An 18,346-nucleotide genomic window follows, 5' to 3' on the forward strand; every position below is an offset into this window, starting at 1 on the left:
CTTAGGAGCGGGCCGCCCGGACGGCGGATTCCACCGTGCGCCGGGCCGCTCCGGATGCAAGGTGCGCCGCGGCGGGCAATCGTGGGAGGAGGTCCCGGTCCCGCGGCGCGGCCGGGCAGTCCGGACCGGGCGGAACCCGGCCGGAGCCGAGGAGGTCACATGTCGACGTCACAACCCGATGCGTCCCGCCCGTCCGGGAGCGGGCTCACCCCGGACAAGATGCTGCACGCCCGTACCGGCACGGACGTCTCGCCGGAGGACGTGGTGCTGGCCGCGGGCCGCGACATCACCCCGCGCAACCTCGAGTGGGCCAAGCGCAAGATCGAGACGGAGGGCCCGGCCGCCCTGGACAAGCTGCTGCCCTGACCCGGGGCCCCGCGGCCGGGGCCGCCGGGGGCGCCCCGCGGACCAGGGCGCCCCCGGCGGAACGGACACTGCGGGAGGCGGGCCGCGGGCCGGGACGGTTCCCCTGCCGGGAGCCGTCCCGGCCCGTGGCCTGCTCACAGTTCGGAGGGCTGCTGCCGGTCCCTTCCCCGCGGGGCTCCGTGCTGTCAGACTCCCAGCGTGCCCGACTTCGACATACTCGTGATCGGATCAGGACCGGGCGGCCAGAAGGCCGCCATCGCCGCGGCCAAGCTGGGCCGCCGGGTCGCCGTCGTCGACAGCCCCGACATGGTCGGCGGCGTCTCCATCCACACCGGGACCATCCCCTCCAAGACCCTGCGCGAGGCCGTGCTCTATCTGACCGGCCTGTCCCAGCGCGATCTGTACGGGCAGAGCTACCGGCTCAAGGAGGACATCACCGTCGCCGACCTGACCGCGCGCACCCGGCACGTGGTCGGCCGCGAGGTCGACGTCATCCGCAGCCAGCTCTCCCGCAACCACGTGTCGCTGTTCGCCGGCACCGGGCGCTTCGCCGACGACCACACCGTCGCCCTGCGCGAAGTCACCGGCCACGAGCGGATGCTGAGCGCCGAGCACATCGTGATCGCCACCGGCACCCGCCCGGCGCGGCCCGACAGCGTGGAGTTCGACGGGCGCACCATCATGGACTCCGACAACGTGCTCGAACTGGAGCGGGTGCCGCGCTCGATGGTCATCGTCGGCGCCGGGGTCATCGGCATGGAGTACGCCTCCATGTTCGCGGCCCTCGGCAGCAAGGTGACGGTGGTGGAGAGGCGGGCGGCCATGCTCGACATGTGCGACGCCGAGATCGTCGAGTCGCTCCGCTACCACCTGCGGGACCTCGCCGTCACCTTCCGCTTCGGCGAGACGGTGGCGGCCGTCGAGCGCCACCGCAACGGCACCCTCACCGTGCTGCAGAGCGGCAAGAAGATACCGGCGGACGCGGTGATGTACTCGGCGGGCCGGCAGGGCCTCACCGACGAACTCGACCTGGAGAAGGCGGGGCTGACCGCCGACGCGCGCGGCCGGATCAAGGTCGACGAGCACTACCGCACCGAGGTGCCGCACATCTACGCCGTGGGCGACGTGATCGGCTTCCCCGCGCTCGCGGCGACCTCGATGGAGCAGGGCCGGGCTGCGGCGTACCACGCCTGCGGGGAGCCGGTGGGGCGGATGCACCACCTGCAGCCCATCGGCATCTACACCATCCCGGAGATCAGTTTCGTGGGCCGCACCGAGGACCAGCTGACCGAGGAGAGCGTGCCGTTCGAGGTGGGGATCTCCCGCTACCGGGAACTGGCCCGCGGGCAGATCATCGGCGACTCGCACGGCATGCTGAAGCTGCTGGTCTCACCCGTGGACCGCACCCTGCTCGGGGTGCACTGCTTCGGCACCGGCGCGACCGAGCTCATCCACATCGGGCAGACGGTGATGGGCTGCGGCGGCACCGTGGACTACCTCGTCGACGCGGTGTTCAACTACCCGACGCTCGCGGAGTCGTACAAGGTCGCCGCCCTGGACGCGACGAACAAGCTGCGCCAGGTCGACCGGCTGGGGGACTGAGGGCGCCGGCGCGCGCGCCGCGCCGGGGGCCGCCGCGTGCGCCGGGGGCCGCCGCGTGCGCCGGGGGCCGCCGGGTGCGGTGCGGGCCGCCAGGTGCGGTGCGGGCCGCCAGGTGCACTGCGGGCCGCCAGGTGCACTGCGGGCCGCCGGGTGCGGTGCCTCAGAAGCGGTCCTCGGGCAGCACGCCGTCGTCCTCCACGATGTGCACCGCGGCCTCCTCCGCGGCCGCCGCTCCCGCGTCGATGCCCACGTCCTCGGCGATCTCCTCCTTCGTGGTGTCCAGGTGCGCGCCCTCGTCCGGGGCCACCAGCCGGCCGGCGCGGCCGGCGCCCGCCTCGGGGTCGACCGGTTCCCCCTCGCCGCCGGGCAGGTCGCCGATGTCGTCGCCCTCCGGCTCCCCCACGTCGGGCCGCTCCTGGGCCAGCCGCTGGTCCAGGCTCTCCCCCTCGTGCTGCTCGGCGGCCGTGGTCCCGTACTTGGTGACGCCCAGCGGCTTCTCCGGCGGGGAGTACCCCTCGTCGAGGGTGTCGTCGTACGTCCGTTCGTCCACCGCGTCCTGCATGTCCAGCGGCGCGGCGTCCTCCTGCTCCTCGTTGCTGCCGGTGGGCTGGTAGGCGTCGTCGGCCATGGGATCGGTGCTCACGGGTTTCCTCCCTAGCGGCGGTTCGGTCCGCGGCGGTGTCCGCCGTCGTCGAACCGCGTTTCCCGCTGCGGCCGTCCCAATCCGGCCGCTTGCGCGCAGGGTGCCGGGACCGGGGGCCCGTACGCCGCTTCCCCGCGTGGCGCCTCAGCGCGCGGACGGCGCGACGTACACCCTGAGGCCGCCGAGGGGGTGGGAGGGCCAGGCACGGGCGTAGGCGGGCGGGGCCGCGTGCGCGGGGACGAGCGCGGCGACCGGCATGCGCCGTGCCGCGCGCTCGATGGCCGGCTGTGTGGTGTTGGCGTTGTGCCCGGAGGTCGCGGCGGAGGCACAGCCGGTGTAGTAGGCGATGGGGATGGCCTCCTCGCCGGTGAGCAGGCACGGCGGGCGCACGCCGAGCCGGTGCAGGGCGGCGGCGGTGCGGTCCCAGCCGCGCCGGTCGTCGGTGGTGCGGCCGACGGTGTGCGCCAGGACGGCGTACTGCGCCGCGAGGTGGACGGCCAGTGCGAGGGAGACCAGGGTCAGCGCCCGTGGCCGCCAGGTGCCGTCCGGCGTCCTGACGAGGTGGGCCAGGGCGTCGGCGACCGGGAGGGCGAGCAGGGCGTAGGCAGGCAGCAGGAAGCGGGGCGCCGCGTAGCCGATCAGGAACAGGTACGGGAAAGCCGCCGTCGTCGCGCAGGCCAGCACCACCACGGTGCGCCGGGCGCGGCGGGCGCGTACGGCCACGGCGAGGCCGAGCAGCGCGAGCACCGGCAGGGCGTACCACCACAGGGTGACGACCGGGTGCGGCAGCGCCCCCGTGCACGGCCGGCACAGGGCGCGCCCGCCCAGGCTGCGCAACTGGTCCACCACGGCGAGGTGCCAGCCCAGGCCGCCCTGGATGGCGGAGGCGTCGGACAGTCTGCGCAGCACGCCGCCGTAGGCGAAGTGCGCCTCCACGACCCACTCCGCGGATCCGGCGGCGAGGCCGGCGAGCAGCGCGACCAGCGGCCCCGGGCGCCGCCATCGGCGCACGGCGAGGACGAGCAGCGGTAACGCCGCCCAGACCGCGTCCATGGGCCGCATCCACGCCATGAGGGCCGCGCACCCGGCCACTCCCCACACGGCGGGGCCCTCGTCGCGGTTCCCCGCGGTGGCGCGCAGGAAGCAGCCGGCGCAGCCGAGGGCGCCGACGGCGACCCAGTAGTTGGGCATGGCCTGCGGGCCGTAGAACACGGTGATCCACAGGGAGGCGAACAGGGCGCCGGCCAGGGCCGTCACACCGGCGGGGAACAGTCCGCGCCACGCGCGCAGCGCCAGGTACAGGGCCAGGCCGGACAGCAGCGCGAGGTAGACGCGCAGCAGGGGGGTGGAGGACGACCAGGCGGCGACCGGGGCCACGAGCAGCGGCACGCCGCGGGCGCGTGGGGCGCTGAAGAAGGCCGCGGGCGCGTGCGTGCCGACCTGGCTGACGTACACGGTCTCGTCCCAGCCGAGGCCGAGGCCGGGGCGTACGAGGACGAGCTGGGCCAGGACGAAGGCGGCGGCCACCGCGCCCGGGAGCGCGCGCTCCCGTCGCCGCTCGGCGTGGCGTCCGGGGCCGCCGCCGGGACTCCGCCGCGCCCGCGCGGCCCCGGGGGCGCCCGAGGATCGCCGGATGGCACCGAGAATCGCGTGTGCTGTGTCGGCCATCTCCACCCCTCCCCCTACACACTGTAGGGTCTCTTGCGCCGCAAGGTGCGGGATCGGCACGGGAGCCGGGCAGGACGTCGGGCACCGGGCGAACCGGGGAACCAGGGACAAAGTAGCCCGCTCCGGAGGCGCTCGCCGGGTGCGATACGGCCGAACGCCTGACTTCTACTACGCGCTGTAAGGTTGAGGGCATGGCTGGTGGAGGGCCTCATGGCAGGGCGGAACGGCGCAGCTCCGGGGAGCTGGAGAGCGAGGTCCTCGCGGCGCTGTGGGCCACCGAGCAGCCGCTGACGCCGGCCGACATCCAGGCGGGGATAAGCGGCGATCTGGCGTACAACACCGTGCACACCATCCTCAAGCGGCTCTACGACAAGGGCCTGGTGCTGCGCGAGGTCGACGGGCGGCGCGGTGCGTACCGGCCCGCGAAGAACGCGGCCCAGGTGACCGCCGAGGCGATGCACGAGGCCCTGGACCGCGGGCCCGACCCGATCGCGGCGCTGCAGCAGTTCGTGACCGGGCTGAGCCCCGAGGAGGAGCGCGCCCTGCGCGCACTGCTCACCGGCGACCCGGCCTGACCACCGCGTCCGCACCCGCCGCGTCCGGCATCACGTCTCCGCCCCCTCCGCCGCCGGGCGCGCACGGGACTGCCCGGCCCCGCCTCCACCGCCGGGCGTCCCGACACCACGGCGCCGCCACCCGGACGGACTGGGCACCATGGCGCCGCTCCTCGCCGCGTCCGGCATCACGTCCGCGTCCCCGCCGCCGGGCGTCCCGGCACCTCGGTGCCGCAGCGCCACCCGGTCGCCGCCGGACGTCCAGGTGTCACGGCGCAGCCCGGGTCGCAGCGGGGCGCACCCTGTACCCGGCCGCCCGGCCGCGCCCGGAGGGCGCAGCCGTTCCCCGGGCGCGGGCTTCCGGCGGGACGGAAGGCCGCCGGGACGGCCGCACGGCGCGATGGCGGGCCCGCCGGAGCACGGGACGGGCCGAGGGCGGGCCAGCCGCACGGCGGAACGGCCCGACGCCGGGACGGCCGGGTGCCCGGCCCGCACACGGCCCGGGTCAGCGGCGGTCCGGCGCACCCCTGCCCGGCCCGCCCGGGCGCGCCCAGAGGGCCCAGCCCTGCCCCGAGCGCGGGCGTCCAGCGGGACAGCGAGCCGCCGGGACGGCCGCACGGCGCGACGGCGGGCCCCCGGAGCACGGGACGCCCGGAGGGCGGGTCGGCCGCACGGCCGGCCTGCCGCACGACGGAACGGCCGGACGGCCGCAGGGCCGGACGACCGGCCTGCCGGACGCGGGACGGCCGCACGCCCGGACAACCGCACGCCCGGACAACCGCACGCCTGGACAACCGCACGCCCGGACAACCGCACGCCGGGACAGCCGCACGGCGAGACAGCCGGACGGCGGGACAGCCGGACGGCGGGACGGCGGGCCTGCCGGACGCGGGGCGGTCGCATCGCGGGGCGGTCCGTCGTGCGGGTGCGCGGACGGTGGGGGTCAGCGGCTGTTCGGTTTGCGGTGCGGGGGCTGTTCCGGGGGTGGCAGGTGCTTCGGGGGCGGCACCGGGCCGGTCGCGGGAGCGCCGGGGTGGACGGTGAACGTCTCGCCGTGGTGACGGATCGTCAGCCGCGTACCGGCCAGCAGCGTGTACGTGGCGCTCTGCTGGTCGATCTCCACCCGCAGCCGGCGGCCGCGGAACTGGAGCGTGAAGGCCAGCCGGCTGAACTTCTCCGGCAGCCGGGGCGAGAACTCCAGCCGGTCGCCCACCCGGCGCGTGCCGCCGAAGCCGGCCACCAGCGCCAGCCAGGTGCCGGCCAGCGAGGCGATGTGCAGGCCGTCGCGGGTGTTGTGCTCCAGGTCCTCCAGATCCATCAGGGCCGCCTCGGCCGCGTAGTCGTAGGCGAGCCGCAGATGGCCCGTCTGCGCGGCGATGACGGCCTGCACGCACGCCGACAGCGAGGAGTCGCGCACCGTCAGCGGCTCGTAGTACGCGAAGTTGCGGGCGACGTGCGGCTCGTCGAACTCGCTGCCGCAGGTGTACATCGCGAGCACCAGGTCGGCCTGCTTGACCACCTGCTTGCGGTACAGGTCGAAGTAGGGGAAGTGCAGCAGCAGCGGGTACTGGTCGGCGCGGGTGGCGGCGAAGTCCCAGCGCTGGTAGCGGGTGAACCCCGCGTGCTGCTCGTGCACGCCCAGCTCGCCGTTGTACGGGATGTTCATGGCCTCGGCGGCGTCCCGCCAGGTGGCGCTCTCCTCGTCGTCCGCGCCGAGCCGCTCGGCCTCCTTCGGCCAGCGCTCGACCGCGTCGGCGGCGGCCAGCAGGTTCGCCCGCGCCATCAGGTTGGTGTACGTGTTGTCGTCGGCGATCGCACTGTACTCGTCGGGCCCGGTCACGCCGTCGATGTGGAAGGTCCCGTGGTGGTCGTGATGGCCGAGCGAACGCCACAGCCGGGCGGTCTCCACCAGCAGTTCCAGCGCGGTGTCCCGTTCGAAGTCCTCGTCGCCGGTCGCCGCGACGTAACGCACCACCGCGTGCGCGATGTCCGCGTTGACGTGGAAGGCGGCGGTGCCGGCCGGCCAGTACGCCGAGCCCTCCTCGCCCTCGATGGTCCGCCAGGGGAACGCCGCGCCGCGCAGGCCCAGCTGGGCGGCGCGCTCGCGGGCGGCGGGCAGCGTGTTCTGCCGCCAGCGCAGCGCCTCGGCCACCGCGTCCGGCGAGGTGTAGGTCAGCACCGGCAGCACGAACATCTCGGTGTCCCAGAAGGCGTGCCCGTCGTAGCCCGAACCGGTCAGCCCCTTGGCCGGGATGGCCCGCTCCTCGGCGCGGGCACCGGCCTGCAGCACGTGGAAGAGGGCGAAGCGGACGGCCTGCTGGATCTCCTCGTCGCCGTCCACCTCCACGTCCGCGCGCGCCCAGAAGTCGTCGAGGAACGCCCGCTGCTCCTCGACCAGGTTGGCCCAGCCGCCGTGCGCGGCGGCCGCCAGGGCGGCGTCCACCTGGTCGCTCATGGCCGGCCGGGACCGGGCGCCGGACCAGCCGTGGGCGACGGACTTCTCCAACCGCAGCTTCTGCCCCGGCTCCAGGACCGCGGCCACCGTCAGCCGGGCCAGGTCCGGATGGCTCTCGCTGTCGGTCGTGGTGCTCTCGGGGCCGGAGACGACGTGGTCGGCGGCCACGGCCACGCGCAGCCCGCTGTGCCGGGTGCGGTGCACCAGCCGCAGTCTGCTGCCGGAGGCGAAGTCCTCCTCCGGCTCCAGCGGCGCCTGCAGCGCCCTGGCCGCCCGCGGGTCGCCGTCGGACTCCGGCAGCTGCTCGTTGGCGACCAGCTCCGACTGGACGACCACCCGCGCCGGGCCGCCGACCGCCTCCACCTCGTAGGCCACCGCCGCGATGGACCGCTGGGTGAGGGAGACCAGCCGGGTGGAGCGCACCCGGACCCGCGTGCCGGCCGGGGAGATCCACTCGCAGGTCCGCTCCATCACGCCCCGGCGCAGGTCGAGGACGCGCTCGTGGGAGACGAGCCGGCCGTAGCGCAGGTCGAACGGCTCGTCGTCGACGAGGAGGCGCAGCACCTTGCCGTTGGTGATGTCGATGACCGTCTGGCCGGACTCCGGATAGCCGTAGCCGGCCTCCGCGTAGGGCAGCGGGTGCACCTCGTACACCCCGTTGAGATAGGAGCCCGGCAGACCGTGCGGCTCGCCCTCGTCGAGGTTGCCGCGCCAGCCGACGTGGCCGTTGGACAGCGCGAAGACGGACTCGCTCTGCGCCAGGACGTCCAGGCTGAGCTCGGTCTCGCGCACGGTCCACGGCTCGACCGCGTACGAACGGTGGGTGATCACGCGTCCCCTCCCTTCGCGCAGGGTCCGTCCAGCAGGTCGGCCAGGTCCTCGACCACCACGTCGGCGCCGTGCGCGTACAGCGCGTCGCGCTGGCCGACGCGGTCCACGCCGACGACGTATCCGAAGCCGCCGGCGCGGCCCGCGTCCATGCCCGCCAGCGCGTCCTCGAAGACCGCGGCCTGCTTGGCGTCGACGCCCAGGTCGTGGGCGGCGGCCAGGAACGTGTCGGGGTGCGGCTTGCCGGGCAGTCCGCGCTCCCGGGCGACCACCCCGTCGATGCGCACGTCGAAGAGCCGTTCGGCGTCGATCGAGCGCAGCACGTCCAGGGTGTTGGCGCTGGAGGAGACGATCGCGGTGCGCAGGCCGGCCGCCCGGACCGCCTCGATGTAGCGCAGGGTGCCCTCGTACGGCTCCACGCCCTCGGTGCGGATCTTCCGCAGCAGCAGCTCGTTCTTGCGGTTGCCGACACCGTTGACGGTCGGGGCGTCCGGCGGGTCGTCGGGCTCTCCCTCGGGCAGGTGGATGCCGCGGGAGGCGAGGAAGGTGCGCACGCCGTCGGCGCGGGGGCGTCCGTCGACGTACTCGTCGTAGTCGGCGACGGCGTCGAAGGGCCGGAAGTCCGGGCCCTCCCGCTCCCGCAGGAACGCGTCGAACGTCTCCTTCCAGGCAGCCGCGTGCACCACCGCCGTCCGGGTCACCACCCCGTCGAGGTCGAAGAGGCAGACCCTGATGTGTTCGGGCAGACCGAGCTCCGTCATACAGGAACCTTTCCCCGCGTCGCGGCGTCGAGAGGGTGGGGAGCGCCACATCGGGCACGTGGCGACCCGTTCGGCGGCCGGCAGATGCCCACGGTACGTCGGGACGCGCCGCCGCCGGGTGACACACTGTCCGGTGTGCCGCCGACCTTGGACGAACTGCTGCGACGGGCCCGGGCCCTGCCCCGCGAGGGACACCGCGCGATCCTCGGCATCGCGGGCAGCCCCGGCGCGGGCAAGTCGACGCTCGCCGAGCATCTGGTGCGGGCGCTGAACGGCACGGGCGAACCCTGGGTCGCGCACGTCCCGATGGACGGCTTCCACCTCGCCGACGCCGAACTCGAACGGCTGGGCCGCCGCGACCGCAAGGGCGCCCCGGACACCTTCGACGCGGCCGGGTACGCGGCCCTGCTGCGCCGGCTGCGCGAGGAGTACGGCGGGCGGTCCGGGGACACGGCCGGCCCGGCGGGCGACGGGCGCGGCGGGACGGCCGGCGGGGGCGGGAAGGGCGTGACGGCGGGCGGGGGCGGGAAGGGCGTGACGGCGGGCGGGGGCGGGAAGGGCGTGACGGCGGGCGGGGGCGGGAAGGGCGTGACGGTGTACGCGCCCGGGTTCGAGCGCGTGCTGGAGCAGCCGCTCGCGGGCGCGATCCCCGTGCCCCCCTCGGTCCGGCTGGTGGTGACGGAGGGCAACTACCTGCTGCTGGACACCGGCGCCTGGGCGCGGGTGCGCGCCGAGCTGGACGAGGTGTGGTTCTGCGAACTGGACGAGGCGGAACGCGTGCGCCGTCTCGTCGCGCGCCACGAGCAGTTCGGCAAGACGCACGAGGAGGCGGTCGCCTGGGTCCGGCGCAGCGACCAGCGCAACGCGGACCTGGTGGCGGCCACCCGGGACCGCGCGGACCTCGTCGTGCCGGCCCACGTCGTACCCGCGCACGTCGTACCGGCGCACGTCGTGCCGTCCGGACCCGGCGCGGACGACGGGGCCGGCCCGGGCTGCGACCCGGGAGCGGCCGGCGGCGGTGAAGTCGGGGGCGGCCCGGGGTGAACTCCGGCCGGTCGCGGGCCGTACGGGTGGGTACGGCAGAGGGTCTGCCGGTACGACGCGTGCCGCGAGGCGGATGATGGCGCAGGATCAGCACACGGCCGTGGCTCCCGGGCCCGCCGCCGGCCCGGCCCGCGAGACCGGTGGGGAAGGGGACGCGGGGGCGGCGCACGAGCCGCCGCGCGCCGGAGGCGCCACCGCGCGCCCGCGCCGCCCGCGCGGTCCGCTGCACCGGCACCGGCGGTGGCTGGTACCGCTGGCGGCGGTGCTGCTGCTGGCGCAGATGGCCTTCGCGATGGTCACCGCGGCGGCCCGGCAGACCCCCACCATCGACGAGCCGGTGTACGTGGGCACGGCGGCCGTCTACCTGCACCAGCACAGCCTGGCCTACAACCCGGAGCACCCGCCGCTGGGCAAGCTGCTGATCGCCGCCGGGGTCGCGGTCGCCGATCCGCGCTTCGACCCGTCGTTCCACGGCGACCAGGGCCGGCTCGGACGGCATCTGCTGTACGAGTCGGGCAACGACCCCTGGCGGCTGATGCTGTGGGCCCGGCTGCCGGTCGTCGCGGTCACGCTGCTGTTCGGGCTGGTGGTGTTCGCCTTCGCCCGGGAGCCGGCCGGCCGGCTGGGCGCGCTCACCGCGCTGGCCCTGTACACCTTCTCGCCGGACCTGATCGCGCACGGCTCCCTCGCCACGCTGGACGTGCCGGCGGCGGGTTTCGTGCTCACCTCGGCGTGGCTGCTGTGGCGGGCGCGCCGGCGGCCCCGGTGGTACGTCCCCCTGGCCGGCGCGGCGCTCGGCGCGGCCCTGGCGACCAAGATGAACGCGCTGCCGGCGGTGGCGGTGCTGCTGCCGCTGGCCGTGCTGTCGGTGTGGACGGGCCGCCGTCCGCGCGGCCGGGCCGCCCGGCTGCGCGCCCTGGCCGCGGGCGCCGGGTGGGCCGCCGTGACGGCGGCGGTCGCGGTCGCGGTGGTCTGGGCGGCCTATCTGGTGGTCGACCCGCGGCTGCGGTGGACGCCGGCGCAGCCGGTGCCGGCGGTGCACGGGCTGCGCGGGGCGCTGGTCGCGCTGATGCCGTTCCCCGAGGCGTACCGCGACGGCATGCGGGTCCAGTTCGGCTTCGAGAACTACCCCTGGCAGGGCTTCCTGTTCGGTCACGTCTACACCGGGGCGCGCTGGTACTACCTGCCGGCCGCGCTGCTGGTGAAGACCCCGCTCGGCATGCTGGTCCTGTGGGGTGCGGGCGCCGCCTTCCTGCTCGCGGTGCGGCGGCTGCGGCCGGCGGCGCCGTACCTGCTGCTGCCGCCGGCGGTGCTGCTGGCCGCGGCGATGCACTCCTCGCGCGACTTCGGCACCCGCTACGCGCTGTTCCTGCCGATGTTCCTCGCCGTCGTGGCCGCCGCCGTGCCCGCCGCCCTGCCCGCCGTCCGCCGTACCCGGTGGGTGCTCGCGGTGGCGGCGGCGCTGGTGGCCTTCGTGGCGGTCAGCTCGCTGCGCACGTATCCGTACTATCTGCCGTACTCCAACGAGGCGTTCGGCGGGCCGGCCCGCACGCATCTGTGGCTGCACGACTCCAACGTCGACTGGGGGCAGGACCTGGGCCGGCTGGCCGAGCGGCTGCGCACCCGGTATCCGCGGGAGCGGGTCTGGCTCGTCTACAAGGGCAGCGGTGTGCCGTCGTACTACGGCATCCGCGCCGCCGACCCGCGCACGGTGCCCCCGCGACGGGTGCGCGGACTGCTCGTGGTGTCGGACTCGTCCGTGGCCAAGGCCACCGGGCGGCTGGCCGCCCTGATCGCCTCCAGCCGCGCGGTGGACGAGGTCGGTCACTCGATCACGATCTACCGGCGGTGAACGGCGGCGCGGGCCGGGGACGGGCCGTGGTCGGGGTCGGGGACGGCCGGGGGTCGAGGGTCGAGGGTCGAGGGCCGGCGGCCAGGGGGCGGACCGTTCAGGCCGGGCGCCGGAACGCCTCGGCGCTGACGTGGGGCATGACCCGACTGGCCACGCGGTAGCGGCCGTTGGGCACCCGGCGGGCGCGGGCGACGTGCACCGTCAGCGGTCCGGCCCACTCGTAGCCGTGGCGCTCGGCGTGCCGGGCCAGGCTGTCGGTGAGCACCTGGCCCACCCGGTTGCGGTGGCGCCCCAGTCCGTCGTGCACGGAGGCGTCGAGTTCGACGTCGTAGGCGTTGGGCACCATGACCCGCCGCCCGCTGCACACGACGGCGTTCGCGTCGCACTCGCGGCGCAGGGCGTCGAGGAGTTCGACCGGTCCCTTGCCGGCGATCCGCGCCCACAGCGCCTCCCACCGGTTCTCCAGAGCCTGTTCGAGGGCGCTGAGTGCGCTCATGTCCGGTTTCACCTGCCGATACGTCGGTCGTCGTCTGCTGGGCTCATGGGGGGCTGGTGAAGCGGGTGCCCGCGCTCGGCGCGGCTATCCGTGCCGGTGCCCGTTTCTCCCGCGGTGCGCGGCCGGATGCGTTCGTACAAGCCCTGGTCACAACGGTGAGTGAGCTATGTTGAACCTCTGTGGGAGACAAAGGAGGCGGCTCCGTGCCATCGCCGCAGCAGGCTCGCGCGAGTGCGTCCGCGATCACCTCGGGGAAGACGGCTCCGGAGGCCGAGGCCGCCCCGGCGTCGCAGCTGCGAGCGCTCTTCGACGGCCCCCACCTCTCCCCCGGGCAGCGCCGCATCGCGCAGTACCTGATCGAGAACATCGCCGAGGCGGCCTTCCTGTCGATCACGGAGCTCGCCGACCGGGCCGGTGTGAGCCAGCCCTCGGTGACGCGGTTCGCCGCGGCGGTCGGGTTCAGCGGCTACCCCGCGCTGCGGGAGAAGCTGCAGTCCATCGCGCTGCGGACGCTCGCGACCGGCCCCGGGGCGGCCGAGGAGGACCGGGCCAACGAACTCCAGGCGGCCGTGGACGCCGAGATCGAGAACCTGGAGAACCTGCGCCGCGACTTCGCCGACCCGGACGCGGTGATCGCCGTCGGCCGCGAGCTGTCGCGGTCGGCCCCGCTGACCGTGCTGGGCCTGCGCATCTCGGTCTCGCTCGCCGAGTACTTCGCCTACGCGGCCCGGCGCATCCATCCCGACGTACGGCTGGTCACCCACGGCGGCAGCGTCGCCTACGACGCGCTGCTGCAGTCCCGGGAGGCCGGCGGCACCTGGGTGCTGGCCTTCTCCATGCCCCGGCACGCGCACGAGACCCTGACCGCGGTCCGGGTCGCCCGCAGCGCCGGGCTGAAGGTCGCGCTGATCACCGACCTCGCGCTCGGCCCGGTGGCCGACGAGGCCGACGTCGTGTTCACCACCGGCACCGGCTCCCGGCTGGTGTTCGACTCCTACGCGGCGTCCGGCGTGATGTGCGCGGCCCTGCTCCAGGCCATGACGGACGCCGACCCCGAGCGCACCCAGGCCCGGCTGGAGGAGTACGAGCAGATCGCCGACCAGCACCAGTTCTTCCTGCGCGACTGACGACCGGGAGCGGCCCCGGCGCTCAGCGGGAGGATGCCGTTCAAAGCAGGCATGAATGTTTTCATACGTCTTGCAAAGCAGACGGCATATATAAATACTGCTCACGGATCGCGGCCCGGCCCACTCCAGGCACGTTCCGCAGCCCAGCCCTCACCATCCGCGACGCCCGAGAAAGCCGACGGCCGCCATGTGCAGTGCGCACCGCCTCCCGCACGGGTGCCGCCGGTCTCCCGGGCTCCTGCACGGACACGCCGCGCCGCCGTCTCCTACCCACGTCGGCACACGGGGTGTTCGAGCGGGCATCGCCTGCGCGATCGCCCGCGGTGGCCCCGGTCATCCCCTAGGCCGGGGCCACCCCACCCTCGTCGGACCACCCCTCACGACGCCGCACACCCGGAAGCGATGATCATGCACCTGACGACCACGCGCATCAGCCCGGACTGGCCCTGCCAGGTCAAGACGCCGGGCAGCTACGACTGGGAGCGCTCGGCGGCCAAGTGGCTGCGCGAGCTGGTGCCGGCGCGCTACGGCAGCTACCCGGTGCTGATCCGGCACCCCGTGCTGCTCGCCCGGCACGCGCAGATCCAGGTGCAGCAGGAGATCCGGGTGGCCCGTACGGCGCTGCAGACCGCGCGCGCCGACCTGCCCCGGCTCGGGATGCCCGAGTCGGTCATCGAGCACACGATCAAGCTGTACGCCGCCGAGCTGCTCCAGTTGCAGCACATCGCCCGCAGCGTCCGGGCCGTGACCGAGGCCCTGGTGGAGCGGCACGGCAGCCACACCGGCCGCTGAGGCGCCGCGGACGGACGGTCGCAGGGTCCGGCGCGGCGACCGCGGGCGGGGACCGCCCGGGCACCGCGGTCGGGCTCCTGGGCGGGGACCGCCCGGGCTCCCTGGCGGGGGTCCGGGAGCCCGGCCGCGGACGTGACCGGGCCTCGGAACCGGTGGTCCACGGGATTCGCGCAGGCACGCCCGTGATCGAAGCGGGCCGGATGTGCAATGCTCGTGGCGTGACGAGCGAGCCCGCCCTTCCCGGGGAGCCCGGCGCCGTCCCCGATGTAGCGGCGCTGGCCAAGGTGGTGGCCAGGCAGCGCGCCGAGATGGACCGGCTGCAGGACCTGGCCGCCGCCTCGGCCGTGATCGAGCGCGCCAAGGGCGTGCTGATGGCACTGACCGGCTGCTCCCCCGAGGCCGCGCACGAGATGCTGCTCCAGCGGGCGAGGAACGCCGGCCACAGCCTGATGGAGGAGTGCTGGATCACCCTCGGCACCCTGGTGCCCTCGCCCGGCCCCACGGCGGACAGCCCCGCGCCCGGCGCCACGACAGGCAGCCCCGCGCCCGGCGCCGAGGCCGGCGACGGTTCCCCCGCCCGCTCGCACCGCACCGCCACCGGCACGGCCGGCGGAGAGGGCGCGTCCGGCACGGGAGGCGGGAGACCCGCCGCCGGGTCCGGTCCGTCCACCGGGTCCGGTCCGTCCGCCGACGCGGGGCCCGGGGCCGGCGCGGACCGGGACGACAAGCCCGCCGGTGACGCCACCGGGACCGCCGGGACCGCCCGCAGGGCCGAGTCCGGGACCGCCGCCGGTAAGGGAACCGCGGCCGAAGCAGTCGCCGCCGAAGGCAGGACCGGCGCCGGTGCCGGGACCGTGCCCGTGGCCGAGGACGGGACCGCGACCCCCGCCGACGTCACAAGCACCGCCGCCCGGACCGGAGCCCCCGCCGAAGGGACCGGAAGCGCGGGCGTCGGGTCCGCCGCCGGGACCGGGAGCGCCACCCCTGCCGACGCCAGGGGCGCCGGCACGGGGGCCGAGGGCGCCGGGACCGGGACGGGCCCCGGCGGTCGGGCGGACGCCGGCGCCGGGGCCGGAACCGGGGCCGCGGCGGACGAGGGCCGCGCCTGGGCGGTCACAGCCGCCCTCCTCGAGGAGGAGGACGAGTCGGCCGTGCTCGCCGTGATCGGGCTTGGACTCGCGCGGGTGGGTACGCCGGACGACCTCGCGCGGTGTCTGCACGAGCACCTCGCCGGGCCCGTCGGGGCCGCCGCGGTGATGGTGTACCGGCGGCTGCCGGCAGGCGGCATGGCCCTGATGGGCCACTCGGGCGTCGGCGACACGCTCGCCGCGCAGTGGCGGCACGTGCCGCCGCTCAGCGGGGTCGCCGCACTGGACGTGCTCGGCAGCGGGCAGGCGCTGTGGCTGGAGCATCACGAGTCGGACAGCAAGCGCTACCTGCTGATCGGGGACGCCACCGGGCGGTGGCCGTCACGGGCCTGGCTGCCCGTGCTGAGCGGCGGCTCGGCGGACGTGGCCATCGGCGTACTGCGCGAGCGGCGGGGCGCGTTCACCCCGCGCGAGCGGGAACTGCTGCAGGCCGTCGCCCGGCTGTGCGCGGGCCGGATGCGGGCCTTCCTGGCCCGCGGCGAGCGGTTCGAAGGCGGCGCCGACGACGAACGGGTGCACGCGCTGTTCGCGGCGATGCCGGGCGCGACCACGCTGCTCACCCCGCTGCGCTCTCCCTCCGGACAGGTGGAGGACTACCGTGTCGACGCCGCCACCGCGGCCACCGTCGACGTGGTCGGCCGCAGCGGGCGTGAACTGGTCGGGCTGCGGGTCCTCGAGTGCTGGCCGGCCGTCGCGGAGGAGCCCGTGTGGCAGGGCTGGCTGCGCACGCTCACGACCGGAGAGCCGTACGAGAGCGAACCGTACGCGCAGCAGGAGCTCTCGTCCGGCGGCCGGGAGCTGTCCACCTACTCCGTGCGCGCGGCCCGGATGGGCGACTGCCTGGTCGTGACCTGGCTGCGGCAGGACTCCTCGGACCGGCAGGAACAGCGTCTGGCGGACCTGCAGCGCCTCGGCCGCCTGGGCTGGGCCACCTGGAACCTGCGCACCCGGGAGGCGGCCTGGTCCTCCCACGTCTACGCGCTGCTCGACCGCGACCCGGCGCACGGACCGCTGCGGCTGGAGGAGCTGGCGGACCTGGCCGTCCCCGAGGACGCGCCCGCGCTGGCCGAGGCCGCGCGGGAACTGGTCACCGAGGGCAAGCCGTTCGACGTGCCGTTCCGGGTCAGGACCGGGGCCGGGACGCGGCATCTGCGGCTGGTCGCCGAGACCGTGGCGGACCGTCGGGGCAGCCCGGCGGAGATCCTCGGGTTCGTGCAGGACCTGACCGCGCAGCGCAGCGCCGAGCTGGCCCTGGTGGAGAGCGAGCGGGCGATGCTGGCGCAGCACGGCGTCCTGCGGGCGGAACGGATGCTGGCGGGGCGGCTGCAGCACGCGCTGCTGCCGCTGCCGCGCCGGGCGGTGCGCCTGGCGGGACTGCGGGTCGACCTCGCCTACCTGCCGGCGCAGGTAGGGATCAACGTCGGCGGCGACTGGTTCAGCGCGATAGAACTCGCCGACGGCGACGCCCTGTTCGTGGTGGGCGACGTCGCGGGGCACGGCATCGACGCGGTGGCCACGATGGCCCAGCTCCGCTTCACGGCGAAGGGCATGATCATCACGGGTTCGTCGCTGACCGGCGCGCTGTCCCGGCTGAACACGCTGCTGCTGCACTCCGGCGAGAACCACCGGACCGCCACCATGGTGCTGGCGCGCTACAAGCGGGCCGAGCACCTGCTCGTGTGGGCGCAGGCGGGCCATCCGCCGCCCCTGCTGCTGCGCCGGGGCGAGCCCCGCTACCTGGAGCGCCCGCACGGTGTGCTGCTGGGCGCCGCGAGGGCGCCGGTGTACGAGGAGGGGCAGGTCCGGCTGGAGCCCGGAGACCGGCTGCTGCTGTACACCGACGGCCTGGTCGAGCGGCCCGGCGAGATCATCGAACGGGGTCTGGACCGGCTCGCCGCGGCCGCCGCCGCCCACGGCACCGACGCGGCGGGTTCCCTCACCCCGCTGCTGTCCGCCGTACTGGAGGGCGACCGGCGCGACGACGTGTGCGTGCTGGACGTCCGGGTTCCGCACGACCCGTCCTAGGCACGCACCCCGTCCTGGCCGGGCGGCTGGTCCTGGCCGGGCGGCCCGTTCACCGGTCGCGGGCCGAAGACCGGGGACCGGGGTTCGGGCGGCCGCGCCGCGGGCCGGGGTCCGGGGCCGCCTCGCCCGCCGTCAGCCTCCCTCCACCGTCGTGCGGGCCTCCAGGGAGCGGCGGGTGTCGTCGCCGTAGACGCCGGTCTCGTCGCCGCTGATGCCGTACCAGAGCTGGAAGCGCGCCACCGCCGCCTTGAGCGCCGCGTCGTACCGGCCGCCGGTGGAGCCGTCGCGGTAGACGTCCGGGACGCGCAGCAGGCGTTGCTGGAGTTCGGCGACCTCCGGGCCGCTGTCGCCCTCGCGGAGGGTGCCGGGTCCGTCGGGGTCCGTGGCGGCGGTGGCGCCGGCCGGGGGTGGTGGGACGGTGGCGGCGGGGGCGCCGGCGGGAGGGGGTGCGCTGGAGGTGCCCGTGCCCGTGCTCGTGCTCGTGCTCGTGGAAGGGTGCGGGACCGCCGCGGCCGCCGTGCCGGCCTCGCCCCGGCCGGGCAGCAGCAGGGCGCAGGCGAAGCCGGCCGTGGCCGCCGCGGCGACGGCGACCGCGACGGCGGCCCGGCGCACCCCGCGGCGGTGCGCGGCGGGCGCGGGCTCCCGTCCGCGTGCGGAGGGCCGGGGCGGCCCCGGTGGCGGGGGCGGCGGCACGGGCGGCATCCGCTGTGTGGCCGCCTCCTCGCCCTCCCCCGCCCCGGCGGACGCGGGTGCCGGCCCGGCCCAGGATCCGGTTCCGGTGGCCGACGGGCCGGCGGTCGCCCCGCCGCCCGGTCCGCGGGTGTCGCGCTCGAACTCCCGCATCAGTTCGGCGAGGGCGTCGGTCCGTCTGGCCCGTATGACGCGGACCGGCTCGAGGGGCGGCCCGCCGTGGGGCTGTCCGCGTCCGGGCGGTGTCGACACACTGCACTCCTTCCGTCCCTGCAACGGCCCCATCCCCGGGGAG

The 18,346-nt window shown here is 75.7% G+C and carries 14 protein-coding genes; 8 read left to right on the forward strand and 6 right to left on the reverse strand.

What is annotated here, in order from left to right; genetic code table 11:
• The first annotated feature begins 159 nt into the window (after positions 1-159).
• Together ACI2LW_RS04080 and sthA are read left to right on the forward strand one after the other, a co-directional pair.
• On the forward strand, positions 160-366 hold the full coding sequence (locus ACI2LW_RS04080) for a hypothetical protein (RefSeq protein ID WP_404729562.1): 207 nt from the start codon (positions 160-162) through the stop codon (positions 364-366).
• Between the two features lie 198 nt (positions 367-564).
• Positions 565-1,968 carry a Si-specific NAD(P)(+) transhydrogenase gene (gene sthA / locus ACI2LW_RS04085; protein WP_404729563.1) on the forward strand — a complete coding sequence of 468 codons (1,404 nt, stop codon included), beginning with the start codon at positions 565-567 and terminating at the stop codon, positions 1,966-1,968.
• 160 nt (positions 1,969-2,128) lie between these two features.
• On the opposite strand, the gene ACI2LW_RS04090 is transcribed toward sthA, so the two are convergent.
• The gene (locus ACI2LW_RS04090; protein WP_404729564.1) at positions 2,129-2,611 is read right to left on the reverse strand and encodes a DUF5709 domain-containing protein; all 483 of its coding nucleotides are present in this window, start codon (positions 2,609-2,611) and stop codon (positions 2,129-2,131) included.
• Between the two features lie 144 nt (positions 2,612-2,755).
• The gene (locus ACI2LW_RS04095; RefSeq protein ID WP_404729565.1) at positions 2,756-4,279 is read right to left on the reverse strand and encodes a hypothetical protein; all 1,524 of its coding nucleotides are present in this window, start codon (positions 4,277-4,279) and stop codon (positions 2,756-2,758) included.
• Between the two features lie 191 nt (positions 4,280-4,470).
• Here ACI2LW_RS04095 and ACI2LW_RS04100 point away from each other — a divergent pair, with 191 nt between their 5' ends.
• Positions 4,471-4,854: a BlaI/MecI/CopY family transcriptional regulator gene (locus ACI2LW_RS04100; protein ID WP_404729566.1), complete on the forward strand. Its 384-nt coding sequence runs from the start codon at positions 4,471-4,473 to the stop codon at positions 4,852-4,854.
• A gap of 922 nt (positions 4,855-5,776) precedes the next feature.
• On the opposite strand, the gene ACI2LW_RS04105 is transcribed toward ACI2LW_RS04100, so the two are convergent.
• Positions 5,777-8,119, reverse strand: a complete 2,343-nt coding sequence (locus ACI2LW_RS04105) for a glycoside hydrolase family 65 protein (protein ID WP_404729567.1) — start codon at positions 8,117-8,119, stop codon at positions 5,777-5,779.
• The gene (locus ACI2LW_RS04110; RefSeq protein WP_404729568.1) at positions 8,116-8,877 is read right to left on the reverse strand and encodes an HAD family hydrolase; all 762 of its coding nucleotides are present in this window, start codon (positions 8,875-8,877) and stop codon (positions 8,116-8,118) included. Before ACI2LW_RS04110 ends, ACI2LW_RS04105 begins: the two co-directional genes overlap by 4 nt.
• A gap of 135 nt (positions 8,878-9,012) precedes the next feature.
• On the opposite strand from ACI2LW_RS04110, the gene ACI2LW_RS04115 reads away from it, so the two are divergent.
• Positions 9,013-9,921 carry a nucleoside triphosphate hydrolase gene (locus tag ACI2LW_RS04115; protein ID WP_404729569.1) on the forward strand — a complete coding sequence of 303 codons (909 nt, stop codon included), beginning with the start codon at positions 9,013-9,015 and terminating at the stop codon, positions 9,919-9,921.
• Positions 9,922-9,994: 73 nt separating this feature from the next.
• Positions 9,995-11,773 (forward strand): ArnT family glycosyltransferase, encoded by a 1,779-nt coding sequence (locus tag ACI2LW_RS04120; protein ID WP_404729570.1) that lies wholly within the window; start codon positions 9,995-9,997, stop codon positions 11,771-11,773.
• 97 nt (positions 11,774-11,870) lie between these two features.
• Here ACI2LW_RS04120 and ACI2LW_RS04125 read toward each other — a convergent pair whose 3' ends face one another.
• Positions 11,871-12,269 (reverse strand): DUF3662 domain-containing protein, encoded by a 399-nt coding sequence (locus ACI2LW_RS04125; protein ID WP_404729571.1) that lies wholly within the window; start codon positions 12,267-12,269, stop codon positions 11,871-11,873.
• A gap of 203 nt (positions 12,270-12,472) precedes the next feature.
• Between ACI2LW_RS04125 and ACI2LW_RS04130 the strand changes: the two genes are divergently transcribed.
• From ACI2LW_RS04130 to ACI2LW_RS04140, 3 genes are all read left to right on the forward strand, one after another.
• On the forward strand, positions 12,473-13,396 hold the full coding sequence (locus ACI2LW_RS04130) for a MurR/RpiR family transcriptional regulator (protein WP_404729572.1): 924 nt from the start codon (positions 12,473-12,475) through the stop codon (positions 13,394-13,396).
• A 402-nt stretch (positions 13,397-13,798) separates the two neighbouring features.
• Positions 13,799-14,188 (forward strand): hypothetical protein, encoded by a 390-nt coding sequence (locus ACI2LW_RS04135; RefSeq protein WP_404729573.1) that lies wholly within the window; start codon positions 13,799-13,801, stop codon positions 14,186-14,188.
• Between the two features lie 218 nt (positions 14,189-14,406).
• Complete coding sequence (locus ACI2LW_RS04140) at positions 14,407-17,361, forward strand: SpoIIE family protein phosphatase (protein WP_404729574.1); 2,955 nt, start codon at positions 14,407-14,409, stop codon at positions 17,359-17,361.
• Positions 17,362-17,493: 132 nt separating this feature from the next.
• On the opposite strand, the gene ACI2LW_RS04145 is transcribed toward ACI2LW_RS04140, so the two are convergent.
• Positions 17,494-18,303, reverse strand: a complete 810-nt coding sequence (locus ACI2LW_RS04145) for a peptidoglycan-binding protein (RefSeq protein WP_404729575.1) — start codon at positions 18,301-18,303, stop codon at positions 17,494-17,496.
• Positions 18,304-18,346 lie beyond the last annotated feature (43 nt).

The sequence above is a fragment of the Streptomyces sp. NPDC004065 genome (assembly GCF_044903565.1).
In the GTDB taxonomy this organism is placed as follows: Bacteria; Actinomycetota; Actinomycetes; order Streptomycetales; family Streptomycetaceae; genus Streptomyces.